Below are 14,854 nucleotides of genomic sequence, written 5' to 3' on the forward strand. Positions count from 1 at the left end.
CGAGGGGCAGAATGGAGGCATGACTGAGGTTCGACTCGAAGCGGGACAGCCCGCGCCCGCCTTCACGCTCCACGACCAGGACGGCAAGCCCGTCTCGCTCTCCGACTTCTCGGGCGACAATGTGATCGTCTACTTCTACCCGGCCGCGATGACGCCGGGCTGCACCACCGAGGCCTGCGACTTCCGCGACAATCTCAACTCGCTCGCTTCCAGCGGCTACCGCGTCATCGGCATCTCGAAGGACGTCCCGGCGAAGAACAAGGAGTTCCAGGAGCAGGAGCGCCTGAATTTCCCGCTGCTGTCGGACGAGGACCTCGCGGTGCACAACGCCTACGGCGCGTACGGCGAGAAGAAGCTCTACGGCAAGACGGTCACCGGCGTCATCCGCTCCACCTTCGTGCTGAACCCGGACGGCACCGTGCGGCTGCCGCTCTACAACGTGAAGGCCACCGGCCACGTCGCGTCGCTGCGCAAGAAGCTCGGCCTGGACTGACCTCACCCGACCGGGCTGCCAATAGGTGTTTGCAATCTGCGATCTGGCATTCTAATGTCGAGGGACGGCCGCTTCGGCCGACCTCGTACGAAGGAGTGCACCGCATGAGCGCAACCGCCGAGCGGCCCATCGCCCACCCCACGAGCCCGGCTCGGGTCACGACGCCGGCCCGCGCCGAGGTCGCCGATCCCGGCCCGCTCGGCCTCGCCGCGTTCGCGCTGACCACGATGCTGCTGAGCCTGGCCAACGCGGGCCTGGTCGGCGAGGCGGGTGCCACGGCCGTCGCGATGGCATTGTTCTACGGCGGCCTGACGCAGTTCGCGGCCGGGCTGTGGGAGTTCGCGCGGGGCAACACGTTCGGGGCCACCGCCTTCACGTCGTACGGCGCCTTCTGGCTGTCGTTCTGGTGGCTGCGCACGGCTCCGGGACTGGCGGACGACGCGGGTTCCCTGGGCGTCGGCTTCTTCCTTCTGGCGTGGACGATCTTCACGGCACTGATGACGGTCGCCGCGGCGAAGACCAACGGAGCGACGCTGACCGTGTTCGTCCTGCTCACCCTGACGTTCGTCGCGCTGACGATCGGTGACCTGTCGGGGGCGTCGGGAGCGACGAAGGTCGGCGGCTGGCTCGGACTGGCGACGGCCGCCGTCGCGCTGTACACGTCGTGGGCCGGAGTGACGAACGCGACGTGGAAGCGCGAGGTGCTGCCGGTATGGCCTCGGGGGTAGCCCGCGCGGAGCACGGACCCGACCCACGATGCTCTGCCGATGGGCTATTTCTCAGCGCTGATGCTGAGATTCGCGCCGTCGACGTCGATGTGGCGCTCGAAGGAGCTCGGCGGAGGGAGCTGCGACTCCTGCTGCGCACGCTGGATCTCCGGCAGCGCCGTGAACTCACGTGCCCCGCCCTCCGACTCCCACAGGTTGTAGACCGCCAGGCCCGTCGGCGTCGGTATCGTCACCGTCGAGACCGCCCCGAACCGTGCCGCGTGCTCGGCGACGACAGGGTCGAAGTGCTCGCGCTTCCGCCTGAGCAGCACCTCCGGGTCGCCGTCGAGCGTGTGAACGGTGAAGTACATCCGGCTACCTGTCCCTTCTCCCGGCGGTGCGTCTTCCTGCGGATCGTAGACCCGCGTCCGCCTGCCGCCTAGCCAGAGCGCGGAACGTTTCCTCGGCAGAGGCTGCCGCGGCTGTCGGAGACCGTGCTGATGACGAACCGCGTTCGCAACGACTCGGACTCTCGAGCGAGGACGCGCGCGAAGAATATCTTCCCGGCGAGGCTCAAACCGGCAGTCGCGGCACGGAGGCGATGAGGCGCTGCGTGTAGGCGTCCTGCGGCGCGCCGAGCACGTCCCGGGTCGGCCCCTGCTCCACCACGCGCCCGGACCGCAGCACGACTGTCTGCTCGCAGAGCGTCGCCACCACGCTGAGGTCGTGGGACACCATGACCACCGTCAGCCCCTCCTGTGCCGCGAGCTCGCCGAGCAGCTCGATGATCTGGATGCGCGTCGTCACGTCGAGCGCGCTGACCGGCTCGTCGGCGAGGAGCACGCGCGGGCGCGAGACGATCGCCCGGGCGATGGCGATGCGCTGCCGCTGACCGCCGGAGAACTCGTGCGGATAGCGGCCCGCCGCGTCCTCCGGGAGAGCGACGGCGCGCAGGGCGTCCGCGACGCGCGAGCGGGCGTCGGCGCCGGACGCGATCCGCAGCGAGGTGAGCGGCTCGCCGACGATCCTGCCGACGCTCTGGCGGGGGTCGAGTGACGAGTACGGGTCCTGGAAGACGGTCTGCACGCTGCGTCGGAACTCCCGCATGAGCGCGCGGTCGGCGCGGTCGAGCGGCCTCCCGTCGAACAGGACGCTCCCGGAGGTCGGGCTCGTGAGCCCGAGGAGCAGCGACAGCACGGTGGTCTTGCCCGCCCCGGACTCGCCCACCAGGCCGACGCTGCGGTTGGTCTCGACGGCGAAGGACACGTCTTCCAACGCCGGGGCGCTCGCCCGGCGGTAGCGGAAGCCCGCGTCGCGGAGCTCGAGGACGGCGGTCATCGCACCTCCAGGGCGGCGTCCAGCTCGCGTGCGCTGCGCACGAGCTCGGCTGTGTACGGGTCGGACGGGGAGGTCAGGATGCGCTCGATCGTGCTCTCCTCGACGACCCGGCCGGCGCGCAGCACCAGGGCGCGCTCGGTCATGCGCGACACGACGGCGAGGTCGTGGCTGACGAACAGCAGGGCCATGCCGCGCTCGGCGACCAGCGAGTCCAGCAGCGCCAGGATGTCCGCCTGCACGGTCACGTCCAGCGCAGTGGTCGGCTCGTCGGCGATGAGCAGGTGGGGCCGGCAGGCCAACGCGGCGGCGATGGCCACCCGCTGCCGCTGGCCTCCGGAGATCTCGTGCGGGTACGCGCGGGCGATCCGCTCCGGTTCGGGGAGACGGACCTCCTCGAGTGCCGCGTGAACGGCGTCGCGCAGGGCACCGCCGCGCAGCCCGAGGTGCCGGCGCAGCGGCTCGGCCACCTGCGCGCCGAGGCGCATCAGCGGGTCGAGGGCGGTCAGCGGCTCCTGGAAGACTGTCGACGCGGTCTGCCCGCGCAGCGGGACCAGCGCCCGCTCCTTCGCGCCGATCACCTGGACGCCGGCGAGCTCGACGCTCCCGGTCGAGGTCAGCCCGTCCGGCAGGAGGCCGGTGATCGCGAACGAGGTCAGCGACTTGCCCGAGCCGGACTCCCCGATCAGGCTCAGCCGCTCCCCCGCGTCGAGCCGGAAGGACACGTCCGTCACCAGCGGTGACCCGTCGCGGGCCGTCACGCCGAGGTGCTGCACGTCGAGGATCATCGCGACCTCCTCCGCGTCGGGTCTGCCACGTCGCGCAGGCCGTCGGCGATCAGGTTGACGCCGATCACCAGGACGACGAGCGCCACGCCGGGTGCGATCGCGCCGACGGGCGCGACGGCGACGGTCCCCTGCGCTTCCTGCAGCAACCGGCCCCACGATGCGTTCGGCGGCGGGGCGCCGAGCCCCAGATACGACAGGCTCGCCTCCGCGAGCACGGCGACGCCGAACTGAAGGGCCAGGTTGACGCCGAGCGTCGGCCAGATGTTCGGCAGGACGTGCCGGACGACGATCCCGGCCCAGGATGTGCCGGAGGTGCGCGCCGCCGTCACGTACTGCTGCGCCAGCACCCGTTTGGACAGCACCCGCGTGAGCCGGGCGACCACCGCCGACATCGCCAGACCGATGGCGAGGATGGCCGTACCGAGCGACGCACCCTGGGCGGCGACGATGAGCATGGCGAGCAGCAGCACCGGGAAAGCGATGATGATGTCCAGCACCGCCGAGATGGTGTCGTCCAGCCAGCGCGTGGCGAACGCGGCGAGCATCCCGATCGTGACGCCGATGACCGCGCCGATCACGACCGCGCCGACACCCACGGCGAGCGCGATGCGCGCACCGATCATGAGCTGCGTCGTCAGGTCGCGCCCGAACCGGTCGGTGCCCAGCCAGTGCGTGCCGTCCGGCGGCTGCAGCCGGCCACCCGAGGTGTCGCCCTGGGCGAACGGCAGCCACACGAACGAGAGCGCGGCGACGAGCACCACGACGCCCACCAGGGTGAGGCCGATCCCGAGGGTCACCGAGCGGCGAGCGCGGCGGCGCGCCCGCTCCCTCGGATCCGGCGCCGTCTGCGCCGCCTGCTGCACCACCGCGCTCATCGGTTTCCCGAGATGCTCTGCCGCAGGCGCGGGTCGATCAGCCGCTGCACGATGTCGGCCAGGAAGCCGACGATCAGCACCAGCAGCGTGGAGACGAACAGGATGCCCTGGATGTCCGGGTAGTCGTGCTGCTGGATCGCCGTGAGCAACATGCTGCCCAGGCCCGGCAGCGTGTAGACGCTCTCGACCACGACGGCGCCGAGGAAGGTCGTCGCCAGCTCGATCCCCAGGATGGAGATGACCGGCACCGCGCCGTTGCGCAGCCCGTGCCGCCACATCGCCCTCCCGAACCCGGAGCCGAGCGCACGGGCGTTGCGCAGGTAGTCGCTGCCGATGACGTCGAGCGTCGCGCTGCGCACGTACCGCGAGATGGAGGCGCTCATCACGATGGCGATCGTGATGACCGGCAGGGCGAGCGACTGCAGCGCCGACGCGGGTTCGGCCCAGTCGTCGCGCGGGAAGCCGCCGGACGGGAACCAGCGCAGGTTCACCGCGAAGGCGTCCACGAGCAGGATGCCCACCCAGAACACCGGTACCGCTATGCCGAGCTGCGAGAAGGCGGACAGCGCCAGCCCGTACCAGCGGTCGGCCTTCCACGCGGCCACGAAGCCGATCGGCAGCGCCAGGACGAGCGCGAGCACGAAGGACAGCAGCGTGAGCGGGATCGTCACCGCGAGCCGGGAGGCGATCTCCGGTCCCACCGGCAGCGAGGTGATGAACGAGTGCCCCAGGTTCAGGGTCAGCAACGAGCCGAACCAGTTCGCGAACTGCTCGGGCAGCGGGAGGTTGCTGCCCACCTGCTCCTGCGCCGCCTTGATCTGGTCCGGGGTCGCACTGGCCGAGAGCAGGGCGTTCGCCGGGTCGCCCGGCAGCACGCGCAGCAGGAAGAACAGCACGACCATCGCCAGCAGCAAGGACACCACGAGGAACGCGGTGCGGCGGAGGAGATAGGAGGTCATAGTCGTTTCAGCGTAGATGCTCGGGAGACCCGGATCAGGGTCTCCCGAGCATCGGTGGAGAACTCGGTCAGAAGACGGCCCTGTGGAGGACTACTTCTTCGTGATGTCGTACGCGTAGAACTGCGAGTTCAGCCCGTTCACCGGGTAGCCGCTCACCGAGCTCGACGCCACCACGATCTGCGGGTAGAGGTACAGCCACGCGCTGGCGGCGTCCTTGGCGATCTGCTCGTTGACCAGCTTCAGCTTCGCCGTCTGCTCCGCCGTGGTGGAGGACTGCTCCGCCTCGTTCACCCACGCGGTGACCTGCGGGTTGTTGTACCCCCAGTAGAAGTCGGGGTTGCCGTACCAGACCACGTCGCGGTCGTTCACGTGCTCCTGGAGGGTCGCGGTGAAGTCGTGGTTCTTGAACACCTTGGTGTACCACTGGTCGGCCGAGATCGAGTTGATGTTCACCGTGACGCCGACCTTGGCGAGTTCGCTCTTCAGGAACTCCGCGACCGCGGGGTGCGGGTCGTAGGTGGGGGTGTCGAGCGTGAACGTGAAGCCGTTCGGGAGGCCGGCCGCGGCCAGATCCTTCTTCGCGAGGGCGGTGTCGTACGGGTTGACCTTGGTGAGGTCCTCGTACCAGGGGTCGCTCGGCGGGACCATCGATCCGATGAGCGTGCCGTACTTGCCCCAGATCGAGCTGAGCAGCTTCTTGGTGTCGATCGCCGAGTAGACCGCCTTGCGGACCTCCACGTTGTTGAAGGGCGCGACCTTGTCGTTGAAGGCCAGGAGCTCCTTCGTCGTCGATTTGCCGTTGCTGATCGTGTAGTTCTTGTTGCCCTCGAACTGGGTCAGCGAGTCCGGGCTCTGGATGCTGGTGACGACATCGACCTGGTTGGTCAGCAGGGCGTTGGAGAGGGCGCTGGCGTCGGTGAAGTAGTCGTAGACGACCTCCTTGTTCTTCGCCTTCGCACCCCAGTAGCCGCTCCAGCGCTCGAGGCTCAGGGAACTGCCGCGCTTCCAGGTGCCGAGGGTGTACGGGCCGGTGCCGTCCTCCGCCGTCTTGTAGTCGGTCCTGCCTGGGCCGTAGATCCAGACGTAGCTGAGGTTGTACGGAAGCGAGATGGAGCGCGACTTCAGCGAGATGACCACGGTCTTGTCGTCCGGGGTCTGGATGCCGGAGATGACGGCGAGCTGCGACTTGCGGGCCGACTGGGAGTCGGGGGCGAGGACGCGCTCGATGCTCGTCTTGACGGACTCGCTGGTGAGCGGCTTGCCGGAGTGGAACTTCACCCCGTCGCGGAGGGTGAACGTGTAGGTGAGGCCGTCCGAGCTCGTCGTGTACTTCGTGGCGAGCAGCGGCTGGACCTTGCCGTCGTCCGTCAGCTTGAACAGGCCTTCGTAGACGTTGCCGTTCAGCGCTTCGGTCACGCCCTGGCCGCCGCCGGCGGTGTTGTCCAGGTTGACGGGCTCATAGAGCGAGCCGACGGCGATGGACGCGTCGGTGCCGGCCGAGGACGACGTGGACGCGCCGGAGCAGCCGGCGAGCGCCAGGGACGCGGCGATGCCGATCGCGATCGTGGCGAGCAGGGGGGTCTTTCTCAACGGAGTTCTCCTGTGCTGTGGGGAGTTGGGGGTGTTCGGGAGGTGAAGCGGTGGGAGCCGGGGCTCAGTGCGCGGCGCCGTCGCGGAGCACGACCCGCTTCTCGCCCGCGGTGACCGGGACGGGGAAGCGGTTGTTCCGCGGCGGCAGCGGACAGTTGTACTGGTCCGAGAAGCCGCACGGCGGCACGAAGGCGCGGTTGAAGTCGAGGACGGCACGGTCCCCGTCGCGTGTCACGAACAGGAAGCGTCCGGAGGCGTAGGTGCCGTCCGGGCCGTCGGCGCCGTTCGTCGGGTCACCGAAGACCAGGAGCAGCGTGCCGTCGTCGTCGAACGCGCTCAGCGCGTAGTCGACGCCGTCGCGCTGGAAAGTGATGTCGCCCGGCACGACCAGGTCGCGGGTGAGGCCGTTGTCGCGGATGTGCTCGAATGGGATGGTGCGCTCATCGCTCACCGGGGTGAAGGTGGCCTCCACGATCCAGGACGGGTCGAACGGGAACGCGTCGATCGTCTCGAACGCGCGGATCGCGGGCGAGGCCGCGTCCCACAGCCGGATGCCGCGCTCGGGCGCCCCGGTGTCGAGGTTGCGGCGGCTCAGCGCCGTGGCGGTCACCGTCTCCGGATGCCCGGCGAGCGCCTGCTCCGGGGTGGTGTCGTCGCCCTCGGCCAGCCACCGGGTCTCGATGAGGGCGAGGTTGCCGGTCGGAGCTGCGACGGAGGAGAGACGCCAGGCGCGCCAGTCGGCGTAGCCGGCCTCGGCGGTCTGAATGGTGGGCAGGGATGCGAGGGCCGGTGCGGAGAGTTCAGTCACGATGTTGGCCATAACAGTGCGAGTCTGCGCCTTGTTCCCGCTGTCACGCTATTCGTGTGTCCCTGTATTGCGATCGGCGTCCTCGTCGGCTTCGACGGGGCGCGCGGTGGCCCGGACCACGGAGGGCGCGAGCGCCAGCACGCCGGCGATGACGGCGGGGACGAGCAACGCCCAACCGATGTCGGGCCGCCCCCCGACGAGGCCTTCGAAGCTGCCGACAGCGACCGCGATCATCAGGATCTGGATGGTGACCGTGGAGGCGCGCGCCCAGGCGTTGAGCCGGAGGATGCCCACGAGCGTCACGATCAGCCAGGCGGCGCCGAGCATCACGAGGATCGTGAAGGCGATCGCGGTGGTGTACGAATAAGGGGTCGTCGTGAGAAGCTCGTACAGCAGCCAGAGCGCGAGCCCCGTGACCAGCAGTGCTTCGAGCGTCAGGATCACCGCGAGAGCGATCAGCAGCGGAGGCCGCGGGCGCACCGGGTCGGACGCAGGGAGGCCGGGCCCTCGAGGATCGGGCGCGGAGGGGTCGGTCACTATAGCATCCTGACGTTTCGTGCTTGTGTTCACAGCGTTATCCCATGCAGAACTATTGATCCGAATCAACTGCTATGGGAGCATATTCAAGGCCGAGTTAGTGCTCACAGGGTGGTGGGCAGGTCTCATTCCCCATGGATCTGAAGAACCCTGTAACGCGGCTGCTTACCTGCATTCTAGGCCCCCTCGGGCCAGGAAACATCCAGCGAACAAGGAGCATATCTTCATGGATTGGCGCGACAAAGCCGCCTGCCTGACCGCAGACCCCGAGCTGTTCTTCCCCGTCGGCAACACGGGACCAGCGGTCGACCAGATCGACAAGGCGAAGGCGGTCTGCGCGCGTTGCACCGTGACTGAGATCTGCCTGCAGTACGCCCTCGAGACCGGACAGGACTCCGGCGTCTGGGGCGGCCTCTCCGAAGACGAGCGCCGCGCCCTCAAGCGCCGCGCGGCCCGCGCCCGTCGCGCCTCCTGAACCCCGACTCAGCGATCCATCCCGAATCACAGCAGCATCGCCGCCGAGGCGGCGCTTCCGAACACCTAGCAGACGTCATCGTCCGGAAGCGCCCCTCGGCGTTTCTCGTGCGCCCTCGGGGTCAGACCGTGGTGAGGTAGCGCAGCGGGACCTCGATGGTCACCTCGGTGCCCTGGCCCATCATCGTGTGCCAGTCGATCGCACCGCCGAGCTCGCCCTGGATGAGCGTGCGCACGATCTGCGTGCCCAGGCCCGAGCCGACCTTGCCCTCCGGGAGCCCCGAGCCGTTGTCGACCACCTTCACGGTCAGCGAGTCCTCGGTCCGGTCGGCCACGATCTCCACCTGGCCCTCCCGGCCCGCGAGGCCGTGCTCGACCGCGTTGGTGACCAGCTCGGTCAGCGCCAGCGCGAGCGGCGTCGCGTACTCGCTCGGCAGCGAGCCGAACGTGCCAGACTTCTTCGGGTGCACCGTCGTCGTATGACTGGCGGCGACCTCCGCCACGAGTAGCAGCACCCGGTCGAACACGTCGTCGAAGTCCACGATCTGGGCGAGGCCGGTCGAGAGCGTGTCGTGCACGACCGCGATCGCGGCCACGCGGCGCATCGCCTGGCTGAGCGCCTCGCGCGCCTCCTCGGAATGGGTGCGCCGCGCCTGGATGCGCAGGAGCGAAGCCACCGTCTGGAGGTTGTTCTTCACGCGGTGGTGGATCTCGCGGATGGTCGCGTCCTTGGTGATGAGCTCGCGCTCCTGGTGCCGCTGCTCCGAGACGTCGCGGCACAGCACGATCGCGCCGACGCGCTCCCCGCGATTGCGGATCGGGATGGTGCGCAGCGACACGGTCACGCCGCGCGCCTCGATGTCGGTGCGCCACGGCGCCCGGCCGGTGACCACCAGCGGGAGCGACTCGTCGACGGTGATGGTGCCGGCGAGGAGCTTGGTCGTGACGGTCGCCAGCGACTCCCCCTCCAGTTCGCCGGTGAAGCCCATCCGGTTGAACGCGCTCAGCGCGTTGGGACTGGCGAAGGTCGTGATGCCGGCATCGTCGAGCCGGATCAGTCCGTCCGCCGCGCGCGGGGCACCCCGGCGCGGAGCGGCAGGCGCCCCCAGGTCGGGGAAATCGCCCGTCGCGATCATGGCGAACAGGTCGTTCGCGCAGTCGTTGAAGGTCAGCTCCTGGCGGCTCGGGGTGCGCGCCTCGCTGAGGTTGGTGTGCCGGGTGACGACGGCGACGGGCTCGGCCGCCGTGTCCGGCGAGTGGACGCTGAGCCGCCGGATCACCGGGACGGCGCGCACGCGCGTCGGAGTCTCCTCGTACCAATCCGGAGCCGAAGTGTCGATGATCTGCTTGGTCAGGTACGCATCGGTGACCTGCTGACGCCACTCGGGCTTGATCCGCTGGCCGACGAAGTCACGATAGAACAGCGTCGCCGCGCTCGACGGCCGCGCGTGCGCCACGGCGACGAAATCGTCGTCCGTCGTCGGCACCCACAGCACGATGTCGGCGAAAGCCAGGTCGGCCAGCAGCTGCCAGTCGCCGACGAGGCTGTGGAGCCACTCCACGTCCGCCTCGGAGGAACGACCTTGGGCATGGACGAGATCACTGAGCGTCGACACTCCCCCACTATAGACAGACCGCACGGCACCGGTTGTCCACACCCGCGTTCAGGCCCTGGACCACCCGCAAGGCTCGCTGATTGAGTGTTCACCACGCACCGACGAACACCGTCGACGAGAAAGAATCGAGCACCACCAGCATGAACGCACTTCTCTCCCCGTCCTCGAACGGCCCGCGACGGAGCGGCCGAACGCATCCCGCCCGCCGCTCCGGCTCGTGCCGCCGCCGCGCCTCGTGCCGCCGCCGGTGCCCGGTCCCCCGCCGGACGATGCGGCCTTCGAGCCGCGCACGCTCGACGCCGAGCTCCAGGCCTCCGGCGACGAGCTGCGGACGGACTCCGGCATCGGCGAGGATGCCCGCCTCCTCTGCGCGAAGCTCGCGCTCTGCGTCATCGAGATCCTGGCGGGCGCGCGCCCGCTCGATCAGCTCGGCCGCTGGGTCAGCGACTCCGTCTTCATCCAGCTCCTGCGCCGCACCGTCATCGCCGCCCGCTCCCGGGAGGTCACGGGCGACGAGGCCAAGCGCCCGCGCGTTCGCGTCGGCGAGCCGCTGCTCAACCGGCTCGGCGACTCGGTCGTCGAAGCGGTCGTGATGATCCACCAGCCGTCCCGGTCGAGGGCGGTGGCGCTGCGGCTGGAGCGGCATCGGGCACGCTGGCGCGCCACCGCGATCACCGTGCTTTGACCCCGGCCGAGGCCCGGACACCGGGGCCGTGGACGGCGAACGGCGGAGCGGTCGTCGACCGCCCCGCCGTTCGGGAACCCGCGTCCCCGTGTTCGAGGGTCAGAGTTCGAGGGTCGGAAGTTCGAGGCTCAGAGTTAGAGGCTCACCGCTTCTTGGCCTGGGCCCGGCGCTCCGCACGGTTGACGGGAGCCTCGTCCGCGTCCTCCACTCGCTGGCCGAACGCGCCGCGCTGCGCTGCACCCTGGGTGGGCGGCGCCGACTGGGCGGGGGCCGCCTGGCGCTGCTGGCGCTGAGCGCGGTCCGTGGCCGCCTTCTCGATCTGGCCGCGCTGGTTGCGCACCTCGACGTCGCCCTGCTCGCCCGGAGCCGAGTAGCTGAGGCGGGCCTCCGAGTCGCCGCGGTCGAGTCCCTTGGCGGCAACGGCCGGCGCGACCTCGTCGGGGGCCTGGTTGACCTCCACCTCGAGGTTGAACAGGAAGCCGACGGTCTCCTCCCGGATCGCGCCCATCATCTGCTGGAACATGGCGTAGCCCTCGCGCTGGTACTCGACCAGCGGGTCGCGCTGCGCCATCGCCCGCAGGCCGATGCCGTCCTTGAGATAGTCCATCTCGTAGAGGTGGTCGCGCCAGCGGCGGTCGATGACCGAGAGCACCACGCGGCGCTCCAGCTCGCGCATCGCCGGGGAGCCGATCGACTCCTCGCGCTTCTGGTACGCGATCTTGGCGTCGGACATGATCTCGCGGCGCATGAAGTCGCGGTTGATGCGGCCCTTGTTGCCCGCCTCGGCGATGACCTCGTCGATCGAGACTCCGACCGGGTAGAGCGTCTTGAGCTCGGCCCACAGCGCGTCGAAGTCCCAGTCGTCCCCGCTGCCCTCGCCGGTGTGCTGGTCGAGGATGTCGTCCACCACATCGGTGAGGAACTTCTGCACGCGCTCGTGCAGGTCGTCGCCCTCCAGGATGTGCCGGCGGTCGCTGTAGATCGCCTCGCGCTGGCGGTTGAGGACGTCGTCGTACTTGAGGACGTTCTTGCGGATCTCGGCGTTGCGCGCCTCCACCTGCGACTGCGCGCTGCGGATGGCGCGGCTGACCACCTTGGACTCGATCGCCATGTCGTCCGGCACGCTGGTGCGGCCCATCAGGCTCTCTGCGGCCCCGGCGTTGAACAGGCGCATCAGGTCATCGGTCAGCGACAGGTAGAACCGGCTCTCGCCCGGGTCGCCCTGGCGGCCGGAGCGCCCGCGGAGCTGGTTGTCGATGCGGCGCGACTCGTGGCGCTCGGTGCCGAGCACGTAGAGACCGCCGGCGGCGATGACCTTCTCGGCCTCCTCGGCGACCTTGGCCTTGACCTCGTCGAAGACGCGCTCCCAGGCGGCCTCGTACTCCTCGGGGGTCTCGACCGGCGAGAGGCCGCGGGCGTTCATCTCGGCCACCGCCATGAACTCGGCATTGCCGCCGAGCATGATGTCGGTACCGCGGCCGGCCATGTTGGTGGCGACCGTGACCGAGCCGAGCCGGCCGGCCTGGGCGACGATCGCTGCCTCGCGCGCGTGGTTCTTGGCGTTCAGGACCTCGTGCCGGACGCCCTTCTTCGCGAGCAGGCGCGAGAGGTACTCGCTCTTCTCGACGCTCGTGGTGCCGACCAGGACCGGCTGGCCCTTCGCGTGCCGCTTGGCGATGTCCTCGACCACCTGGTCGAACTTGGCCTTCTCGTTCTTGTAGACGAGATCCGACTGGTCCTTGCGCTGCATCGGCTTGTTCGTCGGGATCGGGACGACGCCGAGCTTGTAGGTGCTCATGAACTCGGCCGCCTCGGTCTCGGCGGTACCGGTCATGCCGGACAGCTTCTTGTAGAGACGGAAGTAGTTCTGCAGGGTGACGGTGGCGAGGGTCTGGTTCTCGGCCTTGACCTCCACGCCCTCCTTGGCCTCGATGGCCTGGTGGATGCCCTCGTTGTAGCGGCGGCCGACCAGGATGCGACCGGTGTGCTCGTCGACGATGAGCACTTCGCCGTTCATGACGACGTAGTCCTTGTCGCGCTTGAACAGGGCGTTGGCCTTGATCGCATTGTTGAGGAACGAGATGAGCGGGGTGTTCGCCGACTCATAGAGGTTGTCGATGCCGAGGTAGTCCTCGACCTTCTCGATGCCCGGTTCGAGCACGCCGACGGTGCGCTTCTTCTCGTCCACCTCGTAGTCGACGTCGGGCGTGAGGCGGGTGGCGAGGCTGGCGAACTCGTTGAACCAGCGGTTGGCCTCGCCGGACGACGGGCCGGAGATGATGAGCGGGGTGCGCGCCTCGTCGATCAGGATCGAGTCGACCTCGTCCACGATCGCGAAGTAGTGGCCGCGCTGGACCATGTCGCTCGCCTGCCACGCCATGTTGTCGCGGAGGTAGTCGAAGCCGAACTCGTTGTTCGTGCCGTAGGTGATGTCGGCGGCGTACTGCTCGCGGCGCTCCTCGGGGGTCTGGCCCGAGAGGATCACCCCGGTCGTCATGCCGAGGGCGCGGAAGACGCGGCCCATCAGCTCCGACTGGTAGCTCGCCAGGTAGTCGTTGACCGTGATGACGTGGACACCGCGGCTGGTGATCGCGTTCAGGTACGCGGCGGTGGTCGCCACCAGCGTCTTGCCCTCACCGGTCTTCATCTCGGCGATGTTGCCCAGGTGCAGCGCGGCACCGCCCATGATCTGCACGTCGAAGTGGCGCATGCCGAGCGTCCGCTTCGACGCCTCGCGCACGGCGGCGAACGCCTCCGGCAGGAGGTCGTCCAGCGACTCGCCGTTGCTGTAGCGCTCGCGCAGCTCGACGGTCTCGTGCATGAGCTCGTCGTCGGTCAGCTCGCTGAAGTCGTCCTCGAGAGCGTTGACAGCCTTCGCGTACGCCTCCAGGCGGCGGAGGGTGCGTCCCTCGCCGACACGAAGAACCTTTTCAAGAACTGAGGCCACTGATGCACTCCATTTTGCTCGGTCGGGCCGATGATGCCCGCGCCACGGCGGGCGCACGCCGGACGGCATACTCCGCCGACGATAGAGAACATCGTACTGGGTCCGCCCCGGAGGTCGTCCCGTGATCCCTGGGAGGGCCCTGCGAGACCGGTGAACGAACGGGCGCCGGGGCCGGGCAGAGGAGCGCCGATGGCGTGCGCCGCCTGGGCGCACGCCATCGGCGCGCTTGCGTCTCGGCTCAGCCGAGTTTGCGGCTCGCGGTCACGACCTCCTGCAACTCCTCGGCATCGTCGTCGAGGGCGATCACGCCGTAGTCCCAGCCCTTGCGGCGGTAGACGACGCTCGGTCGTTTGGTCTCCTGGTCCACGAACAGGTAGAAGTCGTGGCCCACCAGCTCCATGTAGTAGAGGGCGTCGTCGACGGTCATCGGGATGCTCGCGAAGACCTTCTGCCGGATCACGACGGGGCTGTACTCCTCCTCGGCCTCCGCGGCCTCCGCCGGCTCGTCCGTCACGACGGGAACGCTGCCGGTGCGCACCTGATCGAGCACCGACACCGGGGCCGCTGCGAGCCCGACCGCGCTGAAGCCGTCGGTGCTCGCCTCGCGCAGCGAGGTCGGCCGATGCTGCCCGCGATGCACCTTGCGCCTGTCCTTGGCCCTCCTGACGCGTTCGAGAAGCTTCCCGAGCGCGATGTCGAACGCGGCGTACTTGTCCGGTCCGGTCGCTTCGGACCGGACCACGGCTCGCGGTCCGACCAGGGTCAGCTCGACCCGGTCGTCGCCGTTCTGGGACCCCAGCTTCTCGTTGTGCCTGCTGACCTTGATCTCGAAGGAGATGGCCCGCTCGGCGAGATGCGCGACCTTGTCCGCCTTCTCCGTCGCGTACTCACGGAAGCGATCAGTGATTCCCAGGTTGCGTCCGACGATGTTGATGTCCATGAAGACCTCCCTGATCCGGCGTGACGTCCGCCCGGATCACGAAGGGCGGATCGCTCTCGCCTTTTCGACCACCGTAGTGCTCCCCAGCACGTAACGGAAC

Annotated in this window: 15 protein-coding genes; 4 read left to right on the plus strand and 11 right to left on the minus strand. The window is 69.1% G+C overall.

Going from position 1 to position 14,854, the window contains the following annotated elements; genetic code table 11:
* Nucleotides 1-19 precede the first annotated feature (19 nt).
* Nucleotides 20-493 (plus strand): thioredoxin-dependent thiol peroxidase, encoded by a 474-nt coding sequence (bcp, locus tag ACRAWC_RS05810; protein ID WP_431346899.1) that lies wholly within the window; start codon nucleotides 20-22, stop codon nucleotides 491-493.
* 104 nt (nucleotides 494-597) lie between these two features.
* Nucleotides 598-1,221, plus strand: a complete 624-nt coding sequence (locus ACRAWC_RS05815; protein WP_431346900.1) for an acetate uptake transporter — start codon at nucleotides 598-600, stop codon at nucleotides 1,219-1,221.
* Nucleotides 1,222-1,265: 44 nt separating this feature from the next.
* On the opposite strand, the gene ACRAWC_RS05820 is transcribed toward ACRAWC_RS05815, so the two are convergent.
* From ACRAWC_RS05820 to ACRAWC_RS05855, 8 genes are all read right to left on the minus strand, one after another.
* On the minus strand, nucleotides 1,266-1,571 hold the full coding sequence (locus ACRAWC_RS05820; protein WP_431346901.1) for a hypothetical protein: 306 nt from the start codon (nucleotides 1,569-1,571) through the stop codon (nucleotides 1,266-1,268).
* A 202-nt stretch (nucleotides 1,572-1,773) separates the two neighbouring features.
* Nucleotides 1,774-2,538, minus strand: coding sequence for an ABC transporter ATP-binding protein (locus ACRAWC_RS05825; protein ID WP_431346902.1), 765 nt, complete (start codon nucleotides 2,536-2,538; stop codon nucleotides 1,774-1,776).
* Entirely contained in the window at nucleotides 2,535-3,323 is a 789-nt protein-coding gene (locus ACRAWC_RS05830) for an ATP-binding cassette domain-containing protein (RefSeq protein ID WP_431346903.1), read from the minus strand. The genes ACRAWC_RS05825 and ACRAWC_RS05830 overlap by 4 nt, the downstream gene beginning before the upstream one ends.
* Nucleotides 3,320-4,198: an ABC transporter permease gene (locus tag ACRAWC_RS05835; RefSeq protein ID WP_431346904.1), complete on the minus strand. Its 879-nt coding sequence runs from the start codon at nucleotides 4,196-4,198 to the stop codon at nucleotides 3,320-3,322. Before ACRAWC_RS05835 ends, ACRAWC_RS05830 begins: the two co-directional genes overlap by 4 nt.
* A complete protein-coding gene (locus ACRAWC_RS05840; RefSeq protein WP_431346905.1) occupies nucleotides 4,195-5,157 on the minus strand; it encodes an ABC transporter permease in 963 nt (320 codons plus the stop codon). The genes ACRAWC_RS05835 and ACRAWC_RS05840 overlap by 4 nt, the downstream gene beginning before the upstream one ends.
* A gap of 90 nt (nucleotides 5,158-5,247) precedes the next feature.
* The gene (locus ACRAWC_RS05845; RefSeq protein ID WP_431346906.1) at nucleotides 5,248-6,747 is read right to left on the minus strand and encodes an ABC transporter substrate-binding protein; all 1,500 of its coding nucleotides are present in this window, start codon (nucleotides 6,745-6,747) and stop codon (nucleotides 5,248-5,250) included.
* Nucleotides 6,748-6,811: 64 nt separating this feature from the next.
* Nucleotides 6,812-7,567, minus strand: coding sequence for a DUF1684 domain-containing protein (locus tag ACRAWC_RS05850; RefSeq protein ID WP_431346907.1), 756 nt, complete (start codon nucleotides 7,565-7,567; stop codon nucleotides 6,812-6,814).
* A 36-nt stretch (nucleotides 7,568-7,603) separates the two neighbouring features.
* The gene (locus ACRAWC_RS05855; RefSeq protein ID WP_431346908.1) at nucleotides 7,604-8,092 is read right to left on the minus strand and encodes a hypothetical protein; all 489 of its coding nucleotides are present in this window, start codon (nucleotides 8,090-8,092) and stop codon (nucleotides 7,604-7,606) included.
* A 226-nt stretch (nucleotides 8,093-8,318) separates the two neighbouring features.
* Here ACRAWC_RS05855 and ACRAWC_RS05860 point away from each other — a divergent pair, with 226 nt between their 5' ends.
* Nucleotides 8,319-8,567, plus strand: coding sequence for a WhiB family transcriptional regulator (locus ACRAWC_RS05860; RefSeq protein ID WP_018190103.1), 249 nt, complete (start codon nucleotides 8,319-8,321; stop codon nucleotides 8,565-8,567).
* A 121-nt stretch (nucleotides 8,568-8,688) separates the two neighbouring features.
* Here the strand turns inward: ACRAWC_RS05860 and ACRAWC_RS05865 are convergent, their stop codons facing one another.
* Complete coding sequence (locus ACRAWC_RS05865) at nucleotides 8,689-10,182, minus strand: sensor histidine kinase (protein WP_431346909.1); 1,494 nt, start codon at nucleotides 10,180-10,182, stop codon at nucleotides 8,689-8,691.
* Nucleotides 10,183-10,399: 217 nt separating this feature from the next.
* Here ACRAWC_RS05865 and ACRAWC_RS05870 point away from each other — a divergent pair, with 217 nt between their 5' ends.
* A complete protein-coding gene (locus ACRAWC_RS05870; protein ID WP_431346910.1) occupies nucleotides 10,400-10,867 on the plus strand; it encodes an Rv3235 family protein in 468 nt (155 codons plus the stop codon).
* A gap of 142 nt (nucleotides 10,868-11,009) precedes the next feature.
* On the opposite strand, the gene secA is transcribed toward ACRAWC_RS05870, so the two are convergent.
* Both secA and hpf read right to left on the minus strand, forming a co-directional pair.
* Nucleotides 11,010-13,814 (minus strand): preprotein translocase subunit SecA, encoded by a 2,805-nt coding sequence (secA, locus tag ACRAWC_RS05875; RefSeq protein ID WP_431346911.1) that lies wholly within the window; start codon nucleotides 13,812-13,814, stop codon nucleotides 11,010-11,012.
* A gap of 238 nt (nucleotides 13,815-14,052) precedes the next feature.
* The gene (gene hpf / locus ACRAWC_RS05880; protein WP_431346912.1) at nucleotides 14,053-14,754 is read right to left on the minus strand and encodes a ribosome hibernation-promoting factor, HPF/YfiA family; all 702 of its coding nucleotides are present in this window, start codon (nucleotides 14,752-14,754) and stop codon (nucleotides 14,053-14,055) included.
* Between the last annotated feature and the right edge of the window lie 100 nt (nucleotides 14,755-14,854).

It is taken from the genome of Leifsonia sp. L25 (assembly GCF_050632895.1).